The following is a 24,660-nucleotide window of genomic DNA, read 5'->3' on the forward strand; positions in this document are numbered from 1 at the left end:
GCAAGTAGTAATTAAATTGAAAATACAGTAGATCAAGTTTTAAACTCTAGTAGAGGCGCTCTAGTACAAAGATGTTCATAAAGAAACTAATATCCAACACAAAGTGAGGTTAAATTGTAGAAGTGAGACATTGAATTTTATTTTACTTTCACCTTTTCATTAAATTAAAATTAATTATATAAAATATTTATAAGATATTGCTTTGTTTTTTGGAACCGATTACAATTATATAATGAATATTAAAATGAGTTTCATATATAGGAGGTTAGTAGAATGAGCTATAAGAAATCGGCTGAAGATATATTAGAAGCGATAGGCGGAGAAGATAACTTAGATGCTATGGCCCATTGTGCCACAAGATTAAGACTTGTATTAAAAGATGAAAGTATTATAGATGAAAAAAAGTTATCTGAAATGGATGTAGTTAAAGGAACCTTTTCTACAGGAGGACAATATCAAATTATTATCGGCTCAGGAACAGTCAATAAAGTATTTGCAGAGTTAGAAAAAATAACAGGAAAAGAGCCATCAACAACTGCTGATGTAAAAGACAAATCGTCGAAGCATATGAATCCTTTACAACGTTTTGTTAAGATGTTGTCAGATATATTCGTACCAATTATACCAGCCATCGTTGCCGGTGGATTATTAATGGGTATTAATAATCTACTTACAGCGCCAGATTTATTCTATCATCATAAATCATTTATAGATGTTCATAGTCAATTCGCTGGATTAGCAGATATGATTAATGTTTTTGCTAATGCACCGTTTACACTATTACCTATTTTAATTGGCTTTAGTGCATCGAAACGATTCGGCGGCAATCCATTTTTAGGTGCAGCGTTAGGAATGATTTTAGTACATCCTTCATTAATGAGTGCATATGATTTTCCTAAAGCAGTTGAAGCGGGTAAGGCTATTCCACATTGGGATTTATTTGGATTACATATTAATCAAGTTGGATATCAAGGACAAGTGTTACCTATGCTTGTGGCAGCCTATATCTTAGCAACTATTGAAAAAGGATTACGTAAAATCATTCCTACTGTATTGGATAATTTATTAACGCCTTTACTTGCAATATTGAGTACAGCATTCTTAACTTTCTTATTTGTAGGACCTATCACTAGACAGCTTGGTTATTGGTTATCAGATGGTTTAACATGGTTATATGAATTTGGAGGTGCAATTGGTGGATTTATCTTTGGATTATTTTATGCTCCAATTGTGATTACTGGTATGCACCATAGTTTTATTGCAGTAGAAACAACTTTAATTGCAGATCAAGCAAAAACAGGTGGATCATTTATTTTCCCAATCGCTACAATGTCAAATGTAGCACAAGGTGGGGCAGCGCTTGCTGCTTTCTTAATTATTAAAAATAATAAGAAACTTAAAGGTGTGGCTTCAGCAGCTGGTATCTCAGCTCTTTTAGGTATTACTGAACCCGCTTTATTTGGAGTTAACTTAAAATTAAGATATCCATTTATTGGTGCAATAACAGGTTCAGCTATAGGCTCAGCCTACATTTCGTTTTTCAAAGTTAAAGCCATTGCTTTAGGTACTGCAGGATTACCTGGATTTATTTCAATTAACCCAGCTCATGCTGGTTGGCTTCATTATTTCATAGGTATGTTTATTGCGTTTATAATTGCAGTGATTGTCACTTTAGTTTTATCACGAAGAAAAGCTTACAAAGCTGCAGCAGAATAAAAGAGGCTGGGACATAATTCCTAACAAAATAGCCAGTAAATGAGTTTATTATAAATTCATTTACTGGCTTCTTTATTTACAATACTACGTATTGTTGGCTCGCTTTCTTAGGGGACAGCTTCAGCCTGTAGTCTTCAGCTTGTCCTGTTCCCTCAAGAGTCTCGCCAAAATACTTTGTATTTATATGTAATTTTACATTGAAATACTTTAAAAAAATAAGGCCCTTTCGTATAATTTAATAAATATCACTAAACTAAATTAACGAGGTGCCTTATGTATAAAGATTATAACATGACTCAACTTACTCTACCATTGGAAACTTCAGTTCTTATCCCCACAAATGATATGTCACGACATGTCAATGATATTGTAGAAACAATTCCTAAAACTGAATTCGATGAATTCAGACATCATCGTGGTGCAACCTCATACCATCCAAAAATGATGTTAAAAGTCATTCTATATGCCTACACACAATCTGTGTTTTCAGGTCGTAAGATAGAAAAATTACTTAATGATAGCATCCGGATGATGTGGCTATCACAAAATCAAAAGCCTTCTTATAAAACGATTAATCGATTTAGAGTCAATCCAAAAGTAGATGCTTTATTAGAATCATTATTTATTCAATTTCATAGTCAGTGTTTGAAACAACATCTTATAGATGATCAGGCCATTTTTATTGATGGTACGAAAGTTGAGGCGAATGCCAATCGATATACATTTGTATGGAAAAAGAGTATTCAAAACCATGAGACAAAAATGAATGAAGATTCTAAAGCACTCTATCATGAATTGATAACAAATAAAATCATACCTGAGATTAAAAAAGATCACGATAATGACTTAACAAAGGAAGAAATAGATTTGATTGGTAGTCATTTGGATAAAGAAATCGAAGATTTAAATCAACATATCGATAATGAAAAATGTACTAAAATAAGAAAACAAATACGGCTCAAAAGAACTAAAATTAAACAATACAAAAAGCAAATTAATGATTACTCTGGGCGAAAGCATAAATACGACGTCCAAAAATCTATTTTAAAGGATAGAAATAGTTATTCTAAAACAGATCATGATGCCACATTTATGAGAATGAAAGAAGATCATATGAAAAATGGACAACTCAAGCCAGGTTATAATTTACAAATAGCGACAAATTCTCAATTCGTTTTATCTTATAATGTGTATCAAAATCCGACTGATACAAGAACGATGATACCATTTTTAAATTTAATTCAAGAGACCTACGGTCATTTACCTGAATATATTGTAGCTGATGCAGGTTATGGTAGCGAACCCAATTATATGGCAATTATAGATGATTTTAATCGAATACCACTTATAACCTACGGTATGTTTATAAAAGATAAAACTAAAAAATATAAAAGCGACATCTTTAACACTCAAAATTGGGATTATGACGAAATTAACGATGAATATATTTGTCCAAACAATAAGCGATTGGGTTTTAAAAGATATGCCTATCGCCATGATAAATATGGGTTTAAGAGAGACTTCAAATTATATGAATGTGATGATTGTTCAGAATGTCCTCTGAGACACCAATGCATGAAATACAATTCAAAAACGAATAAAAAAATAATGAAAAATTATAATTGGGAATATTTTAAAGCCCAAATTAATAAAAAGCTTTCAGAACCAAAAATAAAAACCATCTACAGTCAAAGAAAAATTGATGTGGAGCCTGTTTTTGGATTTATGAAGGCTATTTTGGGTTTCACTCGAATGTCCGTTCGAGGGATAAATAAAGCCAAAAGAGAACTAGGATTTGTGCTAATGGCACTTAATATAAGAAAAGTAACAGCTCAACGAGCTGAAAATAATCAAAAAAATTATAAAAAAGACAATTTCTATATTATTTCAATAGAAATTGTCTTTTTTCACTTATCTAGATACTTTATGTCCCGGACTCTTTTATTAAAGTTTTTGCTTACGCCATAAGAAAATACTTACAATAGTGACTAATATTAAAGAGATTCCTACGATAACCAGCCACGAAACGTAACTCTTATCATCAATAGGTAATGGAACGTTCATACCAAAGAAACTAAAGACAAGGGTAGGTAGTGTCAGTAATACCGTGAAAAGAGTTAATGTCTTCATAATATTGTTCATTTCATTTGAAAGTAATGAAGAATACGAAGACGTGATACTTTCTAAAATACCTGTGTATAATTCAGTTGTTTCAATCGCTTGGTTATTTTCAATGACTAAGTCCTCTAACAAATCTTCATCTTCTTCAAAACGTTTAATTGCAGGCAAACGGAATAATTTTTTAATAATCGTATCATTCCCTTTTAAAGCTGCTAAAAAGTAAACCAAACTTTTTTCTACTTCCATTAAACGATAAAGTTGTTTATTCGTAATACTATTTTTCAAATCTCTTTCAATACGGATTCTTGATTTATTTAAAAGACGCAAGTTTCTGTTATAGTGATTTGAAATAGTAAGTAAAATATCTAAAGCAAAGCGACTATGAAATTTTAAATTTACGTTATCTTGTCTTGAATAATTTTCAAGAAATTCATTTTCAGCATCACAAATTGTAAAAATCACACCATTTCCAATCACAATACCTAGAGGAATGGTAACAAATGAGAGAACATGACGATTCGTAGAACTTACAATAGGCAAGTCGACAATAATAAGAGAATAGCCAGTATCTTCATCATATTCAATACGTGCACTTTCATCTGCATCAAGAGGATCACGAATAAAATCTTCTGGCAGATTGTACTGTTCAATTAATTGCTCAATTTCTTCTCTATCAGGTTCGACAACATTTATCCATGATGCAGATTGGTTTATATTTGTTTCAACTATTTCATTAGTAGTTGAGTGTTTATATGCAGTCAACATAATCGATAGTTCCTTTCTTAGTCTTTATTTCGCTGTGTCAATATTTAAAGCTTTATATTGATGCTGAACCATGATTCTTAAAGGTCCATTATAAATAATTTTAAAAATATGATTGGTTAAATCTTCAACTGAAAGACGGTGGGGATCATTCACCCAAAATTTAACAGTAGATATTGTTGCACCAGCAACATAACTATGAAAATATTTTTCTGGTATACCTTCAATCTCATGATTTGTACTAATATATTTTTGCATATTTTCCCCGATTAAGGAATAAATTTTTTCTTCAAGTTTTGACTTCCTATTTAATTGTAAGATCGTTTGATAAAAAGTAATATTATCCGAAATATGTTGAAGCATATTTTTTAAAATAATATTAATAAAATTTTTAGCAGTATCTTCTGGATCTTTTCCCATAATATTATGAAGATGATTTAAGAATGTCATTTGAGAAATAAATTCATCTTCCATATCTGATAATAATAAATATTTATCTTCATAATGTAAATAAAAGGTACCTCTATTAATATCTGCACGATCTGCAATATCTTGAATTGTAATTTTTTCTAATTCCTTTTCATTTAATAATTCGATAAATGAAGACTTAATTGCTGACCTCGTCTTACGAACTCTCCGATCTTCTTTCATTCTGCATCAATCCTTTATAATTAATTAACAATATTAGGCATAATGTTCATTAATTAACGATATGATCATTATTGATTATTGTATTGAAGTGATAACCTCATTATAATTTACAACGTATTAAATATTCAACACATTGTTCAATAAATATAGGGAGGTAAGTAAAAATGAATATTTTTTAAAAGTAAATTACTATGGTTAGCACCAATTGCAGCTATTTTATTATTAGTGATATTCTCTTTAGTGTTTTATCCTGCATTCAATCCAAAACCGAAACAAATACAGATTGCAGTGGTAAATAATGACAAAGGTATAGATATTCAAGGTAATAAAGTGAATATTGGTAAAACAATTGAAGATAAATTAATGGATAGTGATTCTGATATTGTTAAATGGATTAAAGTAGATAAAGAATCAGATATTAAAAAAGGGCTTAATGATCATGAATATTACGGCGCAGCTATTTTTAATAAAAATTTTTCAAAAAATGCAATGAGTAAAACGCAGTTGATTATTTGAAAAAAGGTGTATTATATTATTTAGATATCTAACTAAATGAGATATGCAAAAATGGAATATAATTATTAATATTGGATTAGTGTGTTAGCATATAAAATGAAACACTATTCTGATACTATTTATATTAAATGCGTTGTTTGGTTTAACAGGGGCTGTATGGTCATTATTAATCGCTAAAACAATTTGTTCACTATTAGCAATGTTTATTGCATGTGTTTTAAGGAATGAGTTAACCTTGGACACACAAGCGTTAGTAGAAGAATAAAATAATTTGATATTAAAGCGAGCTATAAGGGAGGAGATCTCTTATTTAGCCCGCTTTAAATTTATATAAACGATGACATATTACAATAATTATTGTTAAATAAGTTATATTACTTTATTATTGTTAAATGAGTATTTTTTATAGGAGGACGTCAATGGTCATTTTAAAGCGAAGTTCTAAAGTAGCTATAGCGTTATTGATGATGTTCCTATTTTTATTCGTGCCGAGTATGACAAAAATAGCTTCTGCGCACGCTACTTTAGAAAAAACAACCCCAGCACAAAACGGTATCGTATCAAAACAACCAGATACAATCGAATTAACATTTAATGAGCCAGTAAATGCCGAATATTCAGGGATAACGATATATAATGATAAAGGAAAGAAAGTTGCTGATATTAAACCGAGTACAACAGGACATTCAGATACTTTATCTTTCTCAGGCGATCAATTAAAAGAAGGTACACAACAAATTAAATGGCATACTGTATCTGCTGATGGTCATGAAATTAGTGATCAATTTGAATTTTCAGTTGGTAAAAAAACAGCCAATGGTGTAGATACTACTCCTGTTGCATATGAAACGCCTGCATTTTGGTTTGGTGTGTTTAGATATATCGCTGAAGGCGCAACAATTATTTTAGTTGGTTTATATTGGTTAAACGGTATTGCACGTAGAAATAATTTATCAACATTTGATATTTTCCCTAGACATGTCGCTGTATCATTGATCATGATGATGGCATATATTATGTCACTTGTACTTTATCTGATGACTCTATCATCTGATATTTTGGATTCAGTTTTAACATTTAATCCAAGTGTCTTAATTCAATTCCCATATATACTGAGCGCTGTTGCTTTAATTATTTTAAGTGGATTATTTGTATTAAGAAATATGGAACGAACATGGTATTGGGCTATTTCGATAATTATGATTTTAGCTTTAAGTATGTCAGGACATGCTTGGTCTCAAAGTGTTCCTGTTTGGTCAATTATACTTAGAACATTACACTTAGCTGGTATCAGTTTATGGCTAGGCGCATTAATTTATTTGTTTTCTTCAGTATTTACTAAAAAACGAGATGCAGTTGATTTATTACGCGAAATCTTATTTAAAGTGAATGGAGCTGCTGTTGTAGTTATCATTATTACAGGTATATTAATGTCGATTGATGAAACTAAAATTTTATCAATATGGTCTAATATGCAAACATGGACAATATTATTAATAATTAAAATCGCAGGAACATTAATGATGATGGCTTTAGGATTTATGCAAACAACGCGCGCCTTAAACAAACGTTATAGAATTAATAAAGTCTCTTTAATCGTAGAAGTTTCTATTGGTATTATTTTAATACTTGTTGGTGTTATTATGAGTCAAATTAATATTCCATAAAAGGAGATTGTAAAATATGCTTAAAAAATTATTTGCTTCAGGTTTAGTGTTCTTCTTTTCATTAGGTTTATTTAAATATGCTGATGCACATGTGACGATAAATCCAAAAGCAGTTGAACCTGGATCTTACGAAAAAGTGGATGTTCGAGTGCCTGTTGAACAAAAAGATCATACTGAAAAAGTCGAATTAGATATTCCAAAAGAAGTACAAGTGTCAAATATTCAACCTGTAGAAGGATATAAATATAGTTTAGATAAAGACAAAAAAGGTAATATCACAAAAATCACTTGGAAAGCGAAAGATAAAGGCATTGGTCCTAATGAATTTATCGAATTCCCACTTCTTGTAGCAAGTCCTAAAGAAGAAGGCACATATTCATTTAAAGCTGTGCAGACATATGATAATAAAGATAAAGTAAAATGGACGGGCAAAGCGAATAGTGAACATCCTGCTCCAACATTGGAAGTGGAAAAAAATGCAAATGCTGACACTGTTAAAGGAGACAATGCTAAAAAAGATGAAAGAACTCAATCATCTTCAGGTGGTTCTATCGCATTGTGGATTATTTCACTTGTTGCCATTATTTTATCTTTAGTTGCATTATTTAAACATGCAAGAAATAAATAAGACATATAATAAAGTGACTTCTAGTGCTTGCTAGAGGTCATTTTTTCGTAACATGATTTGATTACAAAATTTTGTCACTTTAAAGACGAAGATAATCGATTATAATAATTGAAGTAAGGGAGGATTTTTTATGCGCAGATTATTATATGCTTTTTTAGTCTATATGATTATTGGACTTGTAAGTGGATTTTACTACAGAGAGTTAACGAAAGCACATGATTTTACGGGCGATACGCAACTAGCTCTTGTTCACACACATACATTAATATTAGGTATGTTTATGTTTTTAATTTTACTTCCGCTTGAAAAAGTATTTAAGTTAAGTAGTTATTATTTATTTAATTGGTTCTTCATTGTATACAATATCGGTGTTATTGTTACTGTGGGAATGATGCTGACAAAAGGTACTTACCAAGTCACTGGAAAAAGTTTTTCACCAGAAGCATTTGCTGGATTTGCAGGTATCGGTCATACAGGAATGCTTGCTGGCTTATTATTACTTTTCTTTTTACTAAGACAAGCCATTTTAAAAGAACAAAGAGATTAAAATAATAATTTGAGACACAATAGATTTAAACCTATTGTGTCTTTTTTTATAATTAAGCATAAAGAGACTACAAGAGGAGGACGTCTTAATGATTCATTATTCAAATCATCCGCCAAATGTTAAAGATTATTGTGAATTAAGAGTAAAAGCGGGCATGAGTCCTAAATCAGAAACAGCAGCACAAAAAGGATTACCCCATGCATGCTTTAATATTACTATTTATGAAGAATCAACATTGATTGGGATGGGTAGAGTCATTGGAGATGGGGGAACTGCATTTCAGATTATAGATATTGCTGTGCATCCATATTATCAAGGACAAGGTTTTGGGAAAGAAATCTTAAAACAAGTGATGGCATTTATTGAAAATCATGCAGAAAAAGGGACATATGTCAGTCTGATTGCAGATTATCCAGCTGATCAATTATATAAGAAGTTTGGATTTCAATCTACCGAGCCCAAATCTGGTGGAATGTTTAAAAAATATTAAAAAAGAGATGAGATTAAATGTCTTTTAAGTTCGTTATGTTATATCTAGATTATGCTTTACGTAGATATTCTAAATAAAAACCTCTAGGTGATGGCTTTTAGATTACAAAATATAAATGAATTTTTAAGTTCTAATAAGCTAAATAAAGCTGAAACAATTATTTGAAGTACATCTAGTACATAAATTAAATATATTATTTAATAAAATATTCATAAAATAATATACACATATAAAATGAATGATGATAATATATAAATGAACAAATACACCTATTGTTCAGTACAATATAGTAAATGATTGTGAGACATTGAGTCATAATATAGTTATATTTTAAATAAAAATGTTTCATCATTTACACCTATACAGCTAAGAATAAACATCAAGAATAGGAGTGAATAATCACTGTGAATTATCGAGAAAAATTACAGAAGTTTAGTATCCGTAAATACACAGTCGGTGCTTTTTCAACTGTTATTGCGACATTAATTTTCTTAGGTTCACCTCAAGCACACGCCAGTGAACAACTACAAAAAGATGCGCAAGTGATTCAAGCAAAAGCTAGAGCCCAAGAACAAACTTCAAATGAGACAAGTAACAAGCAAGTTCAATCTAACACAGAACCTAAAGCTTCACTTGTATCTGAGAGTCAAAAAGAAAACAATGAAACTCTAAATAAAGTTCAGACTACAGATACATTAACAAATGATTTAACATCATTTTCATCTCAAAACGAAAACAAAGATACATCTCATACAACAACAGATTTAAAAGAAAACAATGAAGCTAAATCTCAACTAAATAAATTAGATGATATAAATGTAACCGAGGTAAATGAAGGACATAGTCATGACAACCGTAATCGTACTCGTTACGAAGATAGAGAAGCATCAGATGATACACTAGTATCTTCAACTTTAACAACAATTGATGCTGATAAACTTCAAGCAGCTTATGACCGTTCTTACGCTGAATATCGAAAAATTGATAGAGAACAATCTGATAATAAAAAAGTTGCTAAAATTAAAGCAACATTTGACAAAGTTAATGACTTTTTTAGTACTAATGATAATACAAACCAAGCATTAATAAATGAATTATATAAAGAAATAGAACAAGCTAACGCTTTAATCGGTTCATTACCACAACGACAAGTAAGTACAATCAGTACAAGAGCAAATAGAGAAGCACGTGCTGTAAGATCAAGTAGACGTCCTGTACGTGGACAAGGTGGGACGAGACCCCCTAGCAATACTGCTAATACTTATACACCACCAGTAGTTCATAACTCTAGACCAAAACCTGGCTCAAAAGTAAAAAAGAATTCAGATTTGTATAATAATGCTAAAAAAGAATGGTATGTAGAAAATGAAAATGATGGTTCCGGTTATTGGTCAGGAACGTTTTTACATGCAACGAATAAAAGTGCACCATATTACGCTACACGTTCTCATTATCGAAATATGAGTCCATCTAGTGTTAGAGGTATTGCAGAAATTTCATCAATTAGACAAAATGATGGATATTTATGGACGATTAATTTTAATAAGTATCATATTAAACGTAATGGCATGGTATTTTGGTTTGGTTTACCTAAAGGTCAAACGCCAACGGGACCAGTACGTTTTACTACCACAGATGTAAATGGTCATGAAACATCATCATCTGGTACTGGAGACGGTAGAGATCAAGCATTATCAAGAATGTGGGATTCTGCTGGTGGTATTACTTCTAGTGCATATAATTTCAGACAAGGAAATCCTTTGAATAGAAGTGAGTTCTATAACGATTCAGTTAATCATATTTATAATTTAGGGGATTTTGCACGTGGTAATGAAAATCAACCATTTACATTCTTTGAAAGAGAAGGTGTTCCAAATAAAATTAAAGTAGCTGGAGACGATATTTATCGTTATTTAACTGGGCAAGTAGATCATAATCAAGGTATTGATCATATCTATGCATTTCAAGCTAGAGGAACAGATAGTTATACCATTCAATTTAAAACGTCTGGTAGCTCACAAGATAGATTATATTATGCAGCAGGTGGTAGAGGGATTGAATTTAATGAAATCAACAACTATAACCAATTATATTTAGAGCCGCTAGAACAGTATAATGATCGTAAAACTAAAATTGTAGATGTTATCGATCGCGTACTGCATATTGACCATGTTGAATCAGCTTATGATGTGCCAGAGCGTAGAATAATGAAAAAACATTACTTAGATGGCGATTTCGCTACACACGAATATGCTGAAGATGTTTCAAGTTATCTAAGTAACCCTAGTGATCATGTAATGGGTTTATTCCCTAGAGTGCCTACTGATCGTTATAGAGGTAATTTTGGTGTAAATCCGCTTAACTCTTATGAAATTCATGAAATGTTTTCTGAAGAAAAATTAAAAGAGGCTGCGAGAACAGGAAGACCAATTGAAATTTTTGTTGGGTTTAATGTAAGTGATGCATACCATAATGGTGAAACAATCAAAAAAGTAAATTTATTTGTCAAACCAAAGTTAGAACAATCTATTGGATTCTATTCAGATAATGCACCCGATAATAAAGAGAATTCACCTGAATCACAAGCTGCACATCATGCTGTCTTTTTACAACAAGAAGGTCAAATGCTTAATACAGTGACTAATGGTAATAGTAAGGATTATCATCAAAATATTCGGATTCAATTTAAAAGTAACGAGTCTGCAAATGTATGGGAAATCTCTGGATATCCACCCTCTCTACGAATTGAAGATGCAGTAGATAGACCCAATACAGAACTTGAGAAAAATAAAGTATTGGTTGGTCAATTGCCACCAGGACGCCATGTGATGACAGCGAGAATTGGTAATGAAACTAAAATCTTTGAAGTCATTGCCAAACCCAATCCGCCAGTTATTTCAACACTTGCGGCACAATTAGGACAAAAAGGTGGTAAAAAACCAACTATTACAGTGACACATGTACCACAAGATGAGAGAGCAAAAGTACGTTTAGTTTCAGGTGGTACAGATGGTGCAGGTCCTGGCACATCACCTTTAGGCTATACTGTACTCGCAGAAAAGATGGCAAACTTAGATGGCACGGTGACATTTGAAGAAAGTGATTATACTAATCCTTTACCTAATAATGGGGTTATTAGAGCAATTACATACTATGAAGATCCAGTGCAATCCAACTTTAGTAATTCGATTAATGTAGGACTAGATACTACACCGCCAACTTTTGGTGACGTAAGAGGCCTTCAAGATAAATATTATCGTGGAGATAACGTTAATATTTCAATTCCTGTTTCTGACAATGCATATGGTTCAGGTGTGGAAGATGCATCTATCACTGAAAATAGTGGTTTACAAGCAGTATTTAATAGAGATACTTCTGGAGACGCAGGTACTTTAGTGATTACTGGAACGATTTCTAATAATGCAACATGGAACAGTGATATTCTTGTTCAACCTGTAACACATGATAGAGCAGGTAATAATACTAATGTAAGTCCATATCATCTTCATATTGGAAAGTTATCAGATGATAAACCAGTTCAGTTATTTAGCCAGCAAGAATTGAAAACAGTGGGTAATCCTAATAGTATTTCGCAAAGCGAAAGAAATGATATCATTAACTCGCTTAAAGCTAAAAATAGTAGTTTGACATCATTTTTAAGTACACTTAACCCGTATATGGTTGGTAATGATGGTAGAGTAGTCTTGACATTTAAAGATGGTTCGACTCGTATCATTGATCCGACTCAAGTGATTACATATAGACCACAACGTAAATCAATATATACTGAGCCAGGTAGTTCAAATACAAAAGAAGCATTTATTACAATTGCTAAAGGTCAAGAGTATACAATTGGACCTGATTTAAGAAAATATTTCTCATTAAGTAATGGACAAGATATTCCTAATAATGCATTTACAACTATTAATGGTAGTTCAATACCATCAGCTCAAGCAATGAGTCGTCTAAATGCAGGTGTTTATACTTATAACGTAGATGCATTAAATGCTTACAACCATAGTTCAGAACGTTTGACAATTAAAGTTAACGTAGTTGATGTCAATACATTAGCAGAAAATCAACGTGTTTACCGTTCAACAACTAAAAATTTAAGTAATGATGAAATTACACAAGTTAGAAATGCCTTTAAAGCTGCTAATCCGCAATTAAATCTAAATGATAGTGATATCAGAATTGAAAACGATGAACCTTTAAGTAATCATCCAAGTCGTGTAAGAGTGACGATTACTAAAGGTGAATTAACAAAACAATTCATTTCAACATTTGATCATATGGATTTCTTAAAATGGATAAATTTACGTAATGATTATACTGTGACTTGGACAAGTCAAAAACTTAATGGAAGAAGCACAGATGGTGGATTTGAGTGGTCTCCAGATGGTAAAACAATAATTTATCGTTATGATGCAACGATTGGAAGAAGAATAACAGGCAATGACGTATTATCACTTTTAAGAGCAACGCCTAAACATGCAGGGTTGAGAAACCATATAGAAGGTCAAGAGAAAATATTAGCAGAATCAGGCTCAGCTCGTGGATTTAAACCTGTAGGATATTCTAAAGGGAATAGTATATATTCGGATGGAGAACATCCATTTACATATGATGGTCAACCTATTCAAGTATTAGACATAGTTGACAGCAATACTGGATATAGCAACTCTGCCGTTGCACGCAGTGACTATAGACATACAAGCAGCAATTCAACAGTGATGAGTGGTGATATTCCAGCCATGAATGGCGCTGCTGGTTTCCATTTAGATAAAGTGCTTAAACAAAATGGTACTGATAATGGAATTATGGGTGCGGTAGATAAACAACAATTGTATTTAACGCCTTATGGTGCAAAAAGCTATATTGAACGCCTTGGACAATCAATGTCATCAACAGACAATGTGATTAATATCGTATTTGTACCAACTGATAAAGTAACGCCAAATATTGTATTAGATAATTATAATGATCATGTTGTATTTTCAGGAGAAACTTTCAGAAATACACTTACATTAACTGATAACTTTGGTATTAAAAATGTTACTGTACCTAATGACAGTCAAATACCTATGAATGTATTAAATCATTCAACATTAAGTGGTGTTGCCCCTAATGTATCTACCCCAATGTCTAAACAAGTGAAAGTTAAAGTAACAGATGGTAGTGATAACGAAACAACGGCTGTATTTAATGTATTAATCAAACCATTAAAAGATAAATATAGTGTCATGACAACTGCTGATGAGTCGCATCCAATACGTATAGCGAATATTAGTAACAATGCAAGTTTATCTGAGACAGATAGACAAGCTATTTTTAACAGTTTAGATATTTCGAAATCAATTACCAATAGAAATTACGTTACAGAGGGCAGTAATGAAATAAGAAGTAGAGAAATTAGTAATGTTCATCGTTCAGGTAATAATGCAAATGTTGAAGTGACTATCACTTATGCAGATAATTCAAGAACATCCATTACTGTACCAGTAAAACATGTCATTCCTAATATCAGAGGAATAGAATTATTTACAGTACAAGGTCAGCCATTCCCAAGTGGTAAAGGAACAAATAATAATGACTTCTTCGTTATAAACAATGATCAACCTTTGACAGATGCTACTGTGACTTGGATTGGTAATGGACCAGATATTAACTCTACAACAGTAGGTGTCCCACAAATTTTAAGAGCAAACATCTTATTTGATGGTGAAACAACACCCATTGAAAAAGAAGCACACTATAGAGTAGTTAAAGCGAAACCAAAAAGAGTATATCAAACAACAATAAATGGTAATTTCTTATCTGCAAATGAAGGCTCGTCATCTAATGTAGGAGCATTTGTAGAAGGTATTGCAAATTATTTACCATCGGGTACGAACTTCGATTGGGCACCTGGTTCTGGACGACCTTTATCAAATAGTCCAGGTGTTTTCACAGAAACAATTAATGTGATATATCCTAACGGTCAAGTAGACCCAGTTAATGTATTGTTTAAAGTGAAACCAACTACGCCTTCAATTGATGCTTTAAGTACAAAATATAAAGCTGATTTATCTGGACAATCTATTAAAGTAAATAATGTTCCACATAATGCACAGGTTAAACTATATACTGAAGATGGTAGAGAAATGAGTAATACAACTATGACTAGAAATCGTGATGGTTCAGTGTCTATTACAATTCCAGGAGTATTACCACTTGGTAATATTAAAGCTAAATCAATTATCACGGTTGATCATGTAACGATTACTGAACAAAATAATAGTGGTTCTGTTGTGAACTCAACACGTTCAGAATCAATAGAATCAGATTTAAGTGCATCTTCACCTGTAACAAAACAACTTGAAGCGGTAGACGGCGGATTAAAATTTGTTAAAGGGGACAACATTGATTTAAATAATCCTAGAACTTACATTAAATCTAATTCAGATATCATACGAGTAGAATGGGAACAGAATGCTAATCAATGGAAAAACACAATTGGTACTACAACTAAACGCGCCATTGTCACATTGAGTAATGGAGAAACGAGAACAGTTTCTATTCCAGTAACCATTTATGCACCAGCCACTGCTAAAGCACCACAACGTGATGTGGTCGGTCACGCGTTAACTTATGGCGATGACGCAGCAAATTATGTGACATTTGAAAATAATTATATGAATGGGGCTACAGTGACTTGGAAAAATAATAATGCTCCAAGTAATAATATTGCTGGCGTTCAAAGCTTAACTGCTGAAGTAAGGTATAACGGTATTAATCACGTATATAATGTCCCAGTAAAAGTATATGAATATAAATATAAATTTAAAAAATCAGAGTATAGTACGATTGTAGGAACAAGTTTTGAAGGAAATGGAAATATTAATAATTATGTAGCATTAGAAAATGCGAATGGTTTACCTACAGATGGTTTCCATTTTGTTTGGACTCAAAACACCACAGCTTCTCATAGCGACCAATGGTCAAATTTAGCACATCCAAATCAAGCTTTTAAAAAAGAAGCGAGATTTGAAGTATTAGATAACCAAAACCACGTATTCTTTACTTCTGATCCAGCAATATTTAAAGTGACAAATGCAGTTCCAAATCCAGCAACTGTTACACAAAATGATGTTGGTGATGTAGTCATTTCACCAGGGGTAGGTAAAAACTTAGGCGTTAATGCTGGAAATATAATTGTAAATCCAGATAGAATTACTGTTAAAAAAGGAAATCAAGTTATTGGTACATTTGTCAAAAATAATACAGGCAAATGGGCAAAAGCTAGTGATTCTATAAACACACCTGGTTTATCAGTTTCTCCAGATGGTAATGAAATTATTTATGACAAAATGTCAGTTCCAAATGATACATTGATTAACACCGAATCAACGACAGGTAATGGAGAATTGACAAGTGAAGCTGCTACAAGTGCAACTTATAAAGTTAAGCCAGCAACACCATCTAACACAACATTTGCATTTAAACAAAATGGTGAGTTCGAAGTTATTCCAAACAATGCTAATACATCAACAACAAAAAATCCTACAGATAAAGTTAAAATTAGCTATGTTGAAAAAATGGGTAATAGTGCAGAACAATCTAGAGAATTAATTGTAACTAAAAATAATCAAAATCGATGGTCGATGAATAATCAGCCAGATTATGTGATATTTGATTCTATAACAGGTAAAGTGACATTTAAAGCTAATTCTTTAAAACCACATGTACTGATTAATACAGAATCTATTGCTGGAAATGATGATAATTTTAGCCATAATACTGTTGGAGTTGTGGGACCTGATCATCATGATGTTATCATTCATGAGATAGTCAAAGAACCTGGGGAAAGAGTTAGTAATGAGGAACTTAATAATGCAATTAGTGTAGATAATAAAGATCATGCTAATGTAAACGAAGGAGTAAGTTTACCTACAAATTTACAGAGTGATACAACGCAAGCAGTACCAACACGTATTACTTATAGAGATGGAAGTATAGAAATTGTAAATGTACCAATTAGAACCCATGCAGATAAATCGAGTATTAGAAATACTTTACCTAAACTTGACGCACAAGGAGACACTAATGGTAAAACACCATCAAGTGTGAGTGCATATAATAATGAAATGCAGCATTTACATGATGAAATTGAAGCAGTTCGAAGAAAAGCTAATGAAGTGTTATCAAATGATAGAGCAACAAATACTGATGTTGCAAATGTGACAAATAATATTAATGATGTCTCATTGAAAATTCAACATGCAATTTCATTACTACAAAATAAAGCAGATAATAGTGCTTTAGTTGAAGCAAAACGTCAACTTGATGAAGCAACGGCAGAACAAGATCCAACGCCAGGAATGACACAAGTAACATCAGATAATTATAGAGCGAAAAAAGCAGAAGCAGAGCGAATTAGTGCAGAAGCCCAAGGCGTGATTAACAATGGAGATGCGACAGCTGAAGAAATCAGAAATGAGAAAGCGAAAGTAGAAGAAGCATTAACTCAATTAACTGAAGCAAAAAATGCATTAAAAGCAGATAAGTCAGTGTTAGAACAAAAACGTCCAGGATTAAATCATGTGGGAGTTACCGAAGGTAAGAAACCAGCGAGCGTGACTGCATACAATAATGAAATGACTAAAATTCATGATGAACTTGAAGCAGCAAAAACAGAAGCAGATAGAGTGATTCATGATGACAATGCGACACCAGCACAAGTGACAGCGGTTATCGCAAAAATAGATGTAGTACAACCTAAGTTAGACAATGCCATTAGTTTACTTCATGACAAAGAAAATAATAGTGAGTTAGTTGAAGCGAAACGTCAACTTGATGAAGCAATAGCAGAACAAGACCCAACACCAGGAATGACGCAAGCAACAGCAGATAACTATAGAGCGAAAAAAGCAGAAGCAGAACGAATTAGTGCAGAAGCTCAAAAAGTAATAGATAATGGTGATGCGACAGTTGAAGAAATCAGAAATGAGAAAGCAAAAGTAGAAGAAGCATTAACTCAATTAACTGAAGCAAAAAATGCATTAAAAGCAGATAAGTCAGCGCTAGAACAAAAACGTCCAGGATTAAATCATGTGGGAGTTACCGAAGGTAAGAAACCAGCGAGTGTGACTGCATATAATAATGAAATGATTAAAATTCATGATGAACTTGAAACTGCAAAAACAGAAGCAGATAGAGTCATCAATGATGATAATGCGACACCAGCCCAAGTGACAGCGGCTATCGCAAAAATTGACGCGGTACAACCTAAGTTAGACAATGCCATTAGTTTACTTCACGATAAAGAAAACAACAGTGAATTAGTGAAAGCAAAAGCGAAATTAGATGCAGCGACTAGCGAGGAAGATCCAACGCCAGGAATGACACAAGCAACAGCAGATAACTATAGAGCGAAAAAGGCAGAAGCAGAACGAATTAGTGCAGAAGCCCAAGGTGTGATTAACAATGGAGATGCGACAGCTGAAGAAATCAGAAATGAGAAAGCGAAAGTAGAAGAAGCATTAACTCAATTAACTGAAGCAAAAAATGCATTAAAAGCAGATAAGTCAGTGTTAGAACAAAAACGTCCAGGATTAAATCATGTGGGAGTTACCGAAGGTAAGAAACCAGCGAGCGTGACTGCATACAATAATGAAATGACTAAAATTCATGATGAACTTGAAGCAGCAAAAACAGAAGCAGATAGAGTGATTCATGATGACAATGCGACACCAGCACAAGTAACAGCGGCTATCGCAAAAATTGACGCGGTACAACCTAAGTTAGATAATGCCATTAGTTTACTTCACGACAAAGAAAACAACAGTGGATTAGTTGAAGCGAAACGTCAACTTGATGAAGCAACGGCAGAACAAGATCCAACACCAGGAATGACGCCAACAACAGCAGATAACTATAGAGCGAAAAAAGCAGAAGCAGAACGAATTAGTGCAGAAGCTCAAAAAGTAATAGATAATGGTGATGCGACAGTTGAAGAAATCAGAAATGAGAAAGCAAAAGTAGAAGAAGCATTAACTCAATTAACTGAAGCAAAAAATGCATTAAAAGCAGATAAGTCAGCGCTAGAACAAAAACGTCCAGGATTAAATCATGTGGGAGTTACCGAAGGTAAGAAACCAGCGAGTGTGACTGCATATAATAATGAAATGATTAAAATTCATGATGAACTTGAAACTGCAAAAACAGAAGCAGATAGAGTCATCAATGATGATAATGCGACACCAGCCCAAGTGACAGCGGCTATCGCAAAAATTGACGCGGTACAACCTAAGTTAGACAATGCCATTAGTTTACTTCACGATAAAGAAAACAACAGTGAATTAGTGAAAGCAAAAGCGAAATTAGATGCAGCGACTAGCGAGGAAGATCCAACGCCAGGAATGACACAAGCAACAGCAGATAACTATAGAGCGAAAAAGGCAGAAGCAGAACGAATTAGTGCAGAAGCGCAAAGCGTGATTGACAATGGAGATGCGACAGCTGAAGAAATCAGAGATGAGAAAGCGAAAGTAGAAGAAGCATTAACTCAATTAACTGAAGCAAAAAATGCATTAAAAGCAGATAAATCAGTGCTAGAACAAAAACGTCCAGGATTAAATCATGTAGGTGTTACCGAAGGTAAGAAACCAGCGAGTGTGACTGCATACAATAATGAAATGGCTAAAATCCATGATGAACTTGAAGCAGCAAAAACAGAAGCAGATAGAGTGATTCATGATGACAATGCGACACCAGCACAAGTGACAGCGGCTATCGCAAAAATTGACGCGGTACAACCTAAGTTAGACAATGCCATTAGCTTACTTCACGACAAAGAAAATAACAGCGAATTAGTGAAAGCAAAAACAAAATTAGATGCAGCGACTAGCGAGGAAGATCCAACACCAGGAATGACGCAAGCAACAACAGATAATTATAGAGCGAAAAAAGCAGAAGCAGAGCGAATTAGTTCAGAAGCCCAAAGCGTGATTGACAATAGTGATGCGACATCAGAAGAAATCGCTCAAGTAAAAGCAAAAGTAGAAAAAGCATTAACAGCATTAAATCAAGCGAAAGATGATTTAAGAGCAGATAAAACAGAATTACAACATAAACTTCCAGAATTAGATCAACGTGGCATTACCGAAGGTAAAAAACCAGCAAGTATCACTGCTTATAATGAAGCTCTAGGAAGAATACAAAGTGAAATTGAAGAAGCTAAGACGAAAGCACAAGAAGTGTTAAATAAAGAAAAAGCAACACCAGCAGAAGTGAAAGAAGCATTAGACAAAGTGAAAGCAGTCTTACCAAAACTTACTGAAGCGATTAGTTTACTTCACGACAAAGAAAACAACAGTGGATTAGTTGAAGCGAAACGTCAACTTGATGAAGCAACGGCAGAACAAGATCCAACACCAGGAATGACGCAAGCAACAGCAGATAACTATAGAGCGAAAAAAGCAGAAGCAGAACGAATTAGTTCAGAAGCTCAAGAAGTAATAGATAATGGTGATGCGACAGTTGAAGAAATTAGAAATGAGAAAGCAAAAGTAGAAGAAGCATTAACTCAATTAACTGAAGCAAAAAATGCATTAAAAGCAGATAAGTTGGTGCTAGAACAAAAACGCCCAGGATTAAATCATGTAGGAGTTACCGAAGGTAAGAAACCAGCAAGTGTGACTGCATACAATAATGAAATGGCTAAAATCCATGATGAACTGGAAGCAGCAAAAACAGAAGCAGATAGAGTGATTCATGATGACAATGCGACACCAGCACAAGTAACAGCGGCTATCGCAAAAATTGACGCGGTACAACCTAAGTTAGATAATGCCATTAGTTTACTTCACGACAAAGAAAACAACAGTGGATTAGTTGAAGCGAAACGTCAACTTGATGAAGCAACGGCAGAACAAGATCCAACACCAGGAATGACGCAAGCAACAGCAGATAATTATAGAGCGAAAAAAGTAGAAGCAGAGCGAATTAGTGCAGAAGCTCAAGGTGTGATTAATAACGGTGATGCGACAGCTGAAGAAATCAGAGATGAGAAAGCAAAAGTAGAAGAAGCATTAATTCATTTAACTGAAGCAAAAAATGCATTAAAAGCAGATAAGTCAGTGCTAGAACAAAAACGTCCAGGATTAAATCATGTAGGAGTTACCGAAGGTAAACAACCAGCGAGCGTGACTGCATATAATAATGAAATGGCTAAAATTCATGATGAACTGGAAGCAGCAAAAACAGAAGCAGATAGAGTCATCAACGATGACAATGCGACACCAGCACAAGTGACAGCGGCTATCGCAAAAATAGATGTAGTGCAACCTAAGTTAGATAATGCCATTAGTTTACTTCACGACAAAGAAAATAATAGTGAGTTAGTTGAAGCGAAACGTCAACTTGATGAAGCAACGGCAGAACAAGATCCAACGCCAGGAATGACGCCAGCAACAGCAGATAACTATAGAGCGAAGAAAGCAGCAGCAGAACAAGTAAGTGCAGAAGCGCAAAGCGTGATTGACAATGGAGATGCGACAGCTGAAGAAATCAGAGATGAGAAAACGAAAGTAGAAGAAGCATTAACTCAATTAACTGAAGCAAAAAATGCATTAAAAGCAGATAAATCAGTGCTAGAACAAAAACGTCCAGGATTAAATCATGTAGGTGTTACCGAAGGTAAGAAACCAGCGAGTGTGACTGCATACAATAATGAAATGGCTAAAATCCATGATGAACTTGAAGCAGCAAAAACAGAAGCAGATAGAGTCATCAACGATGACAATGCGACACCAGCACAAGTAACAGCGGCTATCGCAAAAATAGATGCAGTACAACCTAAGTTAGAAAATGCCATTAGTTTACTTCACGACAAAGAAAATAATAGTGAGTTAGTTGAAGCGAAACGTCAACTTGATGAAGCAATAGCAGAACAAGATCCAACACTAGGAATGACGCCAGCAACAGCAGATAACTATAGAGCGAAAAAAGCAGAAGCAGAACGAATTAGTTCAGAAGCTCAAGGTGTGATTAACAACGGAGATGCGACAGCTGAAGAAATCAGAGATGAGAAAGCAAAAGTAGCAGAAGCATTAACTCAATTAACTGAAGCGAAAAGTGCATTAAAAGCAGATAAATCAGTGTTAGAACAAAAACGTCCAGGATTAAATCATGTAGGTGTTACCGAAGGTAAACAACCGGCGAGCGTGACTGCATATAATAATGAAATGGCTAAAATTCATGATGAACTTGAAGCAGCGAAAACAGAAGCAGATAGAGTGATTCATGATGACAATGCGACACCAGCACAAGTAACAGCGGCTATCGCAAAAATTGACGCGGTACAACCTAAGTTAGATAATGCCATTAGTTTACTTCACGACAAAGAAAACAACAGTGAATTAGTGAAAGCAAAAGCGAAATTAGATGCAGCGACTAGCGAGGAAGATCCAACGCCAGGAATGACGCCAGCAACAGCAGATAATTATAGAGCGAAAAAAGCAGAAGCAGAACAAGTCAGCAGAGACGCACAAAAAGTGATTGAAAATGACGATGCAACATCTGGGGAAATTGCGCAAGCAATAGCTAAAGTAAATGAAGCTACAGTTGCATTAAAACAAGCTAAACATGATTTAATTCCAGACAAAACTTTATTGAATAATGCTAAAAACAATTTAGAAACAAGCATTAATCAGGTGCCTGAAACTAAAAATATGACTAGTGATTCTGTTGAAAATTATAGAAATAAATTAAGTCAAGCAAAAGATACATTAGCTAATGCACAAAAAGTTATTGATAACCTAACTTCAACAGTTGATGAAATTCATAAAACTATCGAAAATGTGAAACGTGCTAAAGATGAACTTGAACAAGCTAAACATGACTTAATATTAGATTATGATGCTGTCATTAAAAAAATTAAACAACAAACTGATTTAACAGAATCACAGAAGGATAAATTAATAGAAAAGACAAAAGCTTCTACAACTTCTGATGAATTAGAAAATATTAAACATAATACTAATTTATTAAATGATGCGATGAAACAATTAAAAGAAAACATCGCTGAAAAAGATAAAATCAAAGCAAGTATTAATTATACTGATGGAGATAAAGATAAAAAAGATACCTATGATGATGCTTTAAAAGAAGCTGAAAAACTAATTAATGATGCAAAAAATCCTATTATTGATCCTAGCGTGATAAATCAACTTAAAGATAAGATAATTGATGCTAAAAATAATTTAAATGGTGCAGAAAAATTACAAAATGCTAGAAATAATGTTAAACACATATTGGAAAACTTAGAACATTTGAACAATGCACAAAAAGATGCGTTTAACAATATGGTAGATAATGAAAATTCACGTGATAATTTAGATATAATTATTAATAAAGCTAAAGAAGTGGATAAAGCTATGAAACATTTAATTGATGAAATAGCTGATAATTTAGATATCAAGCATTCTGTTAATTATTCAGAAGCTTCACCAGATAAAAAATCCGCTTACGATGAACTTATTAAAAAAGCTGAAGACTTAATAAATAAAGGTATTGGTACAAATGCATCACTTGAAGAAATTAATAAATTAATTCAAGATATTAAAAAAGCAAAATATGATTTAGATGGAAAACATCAAGTTGAATTAGCTAAACAAAAAGCTTTAGTAGAGTTAGAAAATGAAGTTAACCGATTGAAAGATGAAATTGACAACAATCCTAACCTTTCTAAAGAAGATAAAGAAAAACTTAAATCTAAATTAGAGCGTCTTCTTGAAAATGCAAAAGGTCAGATTAATAATGCAACTACATTAACAGACCTTAATAAGATTAAAAATAATACTCAAAAAGAAATCGATAAATTAAAAGCATTAATTGATGCTAAAACTTTGGCTAAACAAGAAATTATTGATTTTGCTAATAAAAAACATCAAGAAATTCTAAATAATTCTAACTTAACTGATGCTCAGAAACAAAAAGTGGTAGCTGAAATAGATAAAACTTTACAAAAAGTGCTTGAAAACATTGATAACGCCAATGACATCAATGAAATTAACCGTAAACTTAAAGAGGGCAAAGATAATATAGCGAAAATTGTTGCAAAAGAAATTACTAATGCGTTAATAGATAATAAAATTAAAGAAATTAAAGCACGCAAAGATTTAACAGATGAACAAAAAGCTAAATTAATTGATTATCTTGAAAAACTTAGACGTGATACGTTAAAAGAAATTGATAAATCACATATTGATGATATCGGTTCAATTATCCAACAATTAATGGACAAATTGAATATGCTTGATATTGATAAAATTGAAAACATCTTAAGTCATAACAATAAAGACAATAATCAAAATCAATCAAATATTGACGGTATTCAATCTAATAACAGTCATTTATCTAAATCACATAGATTACCTGATACTGGTTCAGAAAGTACATCTATTCAATTAGAGATTGAATTAATGACACTATTAGTTGGTCTAGGATTAGTATTAAAAAATCGTAGAAAAAAACAAAAAAATAACAAGAATAAAAGATAAAAAAGATATAACTTAGTATC

General features: G+C 32.9%; 8 protein-coding genes and 3 pseudogenes. 9 read left to right on the top strand and 2 right to left on the bottom strand.

Annotated features, from left to right (window positions below; genetic code table 11):
• Nucleotides 1-273: 273 nt before the first annotated feature.
• Both NSU06_RS02460 and NSU06_RS02465 read left to right on the top strand, forming a co-directional pair.
• A complete protein-coding gene (locus tag NSU06_RS02460) occupies nucleotides 274-1,716 on the top strand; it encodes a sucrose-specific PTS transporter subunit IIBC (RefSeq protein ID WP_002488727.1) in 1,443 nt (480 codons plus the stop codon).
• A gap of 273 nt (nucleotides 1,717-1,989) precedes the next feature.
• Complete coding sequence (locus NSU06_RS02465; protein WP_340779273.1) at nucleotides 1,990-3,684, top strand: IS1182 family transposase; 1,695 nt, start codon at nucleotides 1,990-1,992, stop codon at nucleotides 3,682-3,684.
• On the opposite strand, the gene NSU06_RS02470 is transcribed toward NSU06_RS02465, so the two are convergent.
• A complete protein-coding gene (locus NSU06_RS02470) occupies nucleotides 3,661-4,602 on the bottom strand; it encodes a magnesium transporter CorA family protein (RefSeq protein ID WP_002454917.1) in 942 nt (313 codons plus the stop codon). The two genes, NSU06_RS02465 and NSU06_RS02470, sit on opposite strands and share 24 nt — an antisense overlap.
• Before the next feature lie 24 nt (nucleotides 4,603-4,626).
• Nucleotides 4,627-5,250 carry a TetR/AcrR family transcriptional regulator gene (locus tag NSU06_RS02475; RefSeq protein ID WP_002448440.1) on the bottom strand — a complete coding sequence of 208 codons (624 nt, stop codon included), beginning with the start codon at nucleotides 5,248-5,250 and terminating at the stop codon, nucleotides 4,627-4,629.
• Nucleotides 5,251-5,418: 168 nt separating this feature from the next.
• Here NSU06_RS02475 and NSU06_RS02480 point away from each other — a divergent pair.
• The 7 genes and pseudogenes from NSU06_RS02480 to ebh all read left to right on the top strand — a co-directional run.
• A pseudogene (locus NSU06_RS02480) lies at nucleotides 5,419-5,763 on the top strand (YhgE/Pip domain-containing protein); the annotation flags it as partial.
• A gap of 109 nt (nucleotides 5,764-5,872) precedes the next feature.
• Nucleotides 5,873-6,031 (top strand): annotated as a pseudogene (locus tag NSU06_RS02485) (MATE family efflux transporter); the annotation flags it as partial.
• 154 nt (nucleotides 6,032-6,185) lie between these two features.
• A complete protein-coding gene (locus NSU06_RS02490; protein ID WP_017174946.1) occupies nucleotides 6,186-7,433 on the top strand; it encodes a copper resistance CopC/CopD family protein in 1,248 nt (415 codons plus the stop codon).
• A gap of 16 nt (nucleotides 7,434-7,449) precedes the next feature.
• The gene (locus NSU06_RS02495; protein ID WP_019834837.1) at nucleotides 7,450-8,061 is read left to right on the top strand and encodes a YcnI family protein; all 612 of its coding nucleotides are present in this window, start codon (nucleotides 7,450-7,452) and stop codon (nucleotides 8,059-8,061) included.
• Between the two features lie 130 nt (nucleotides 8,062-8,191).
• Nucleotides 8,192-8,608, top strand: coding sequence for a DUF2871 domain-containing protein (locus NSU06_RS02500; RefSeq protein ID WP_019834838.1), 417 nt, complete (start codon nucleotides 8,192-8,194; stop codon nucleotides 8,606-8,608).
• An 88-nt stretch (nucleotides 8,609-8,696) separates the two neighbouring features.
• Nucleotides 8,697-9,098 carry a GNAT family N-acetyltransferase gene (locus NSU06_RS02505; protein ID WP_049382383.1) on the top strand — a complete coding sequence of 134 codons (402 nt, stop codon included), beginning with the start codon at nucleotides 8,697-8,699 and terminating at the stop codon, nucleotides 9,096-9,098.
• 404 nt (nucleotides 9,099-9,502) lie between these two features.
• A pseudogene (ebh, locus tag NSU06_RS02510) lies at nucleotides 9,503-24,190 on the top strand (hyperosmolarity resistance protein Ebh); the annotation flags it as partial.
• Nucleotides 24,191-24,660 lie beyond the last annotated feature (470 nt).

Source organism: Staphylococcus sp. FSL W8-1270 (genome assembly GCF_038007165.1).
Lineage (GTDB): Bacteria > Bacillota > Bacilli > Staphylococcales > Staphylococcaceae > Staphylococcus > Staphylococcus hominis.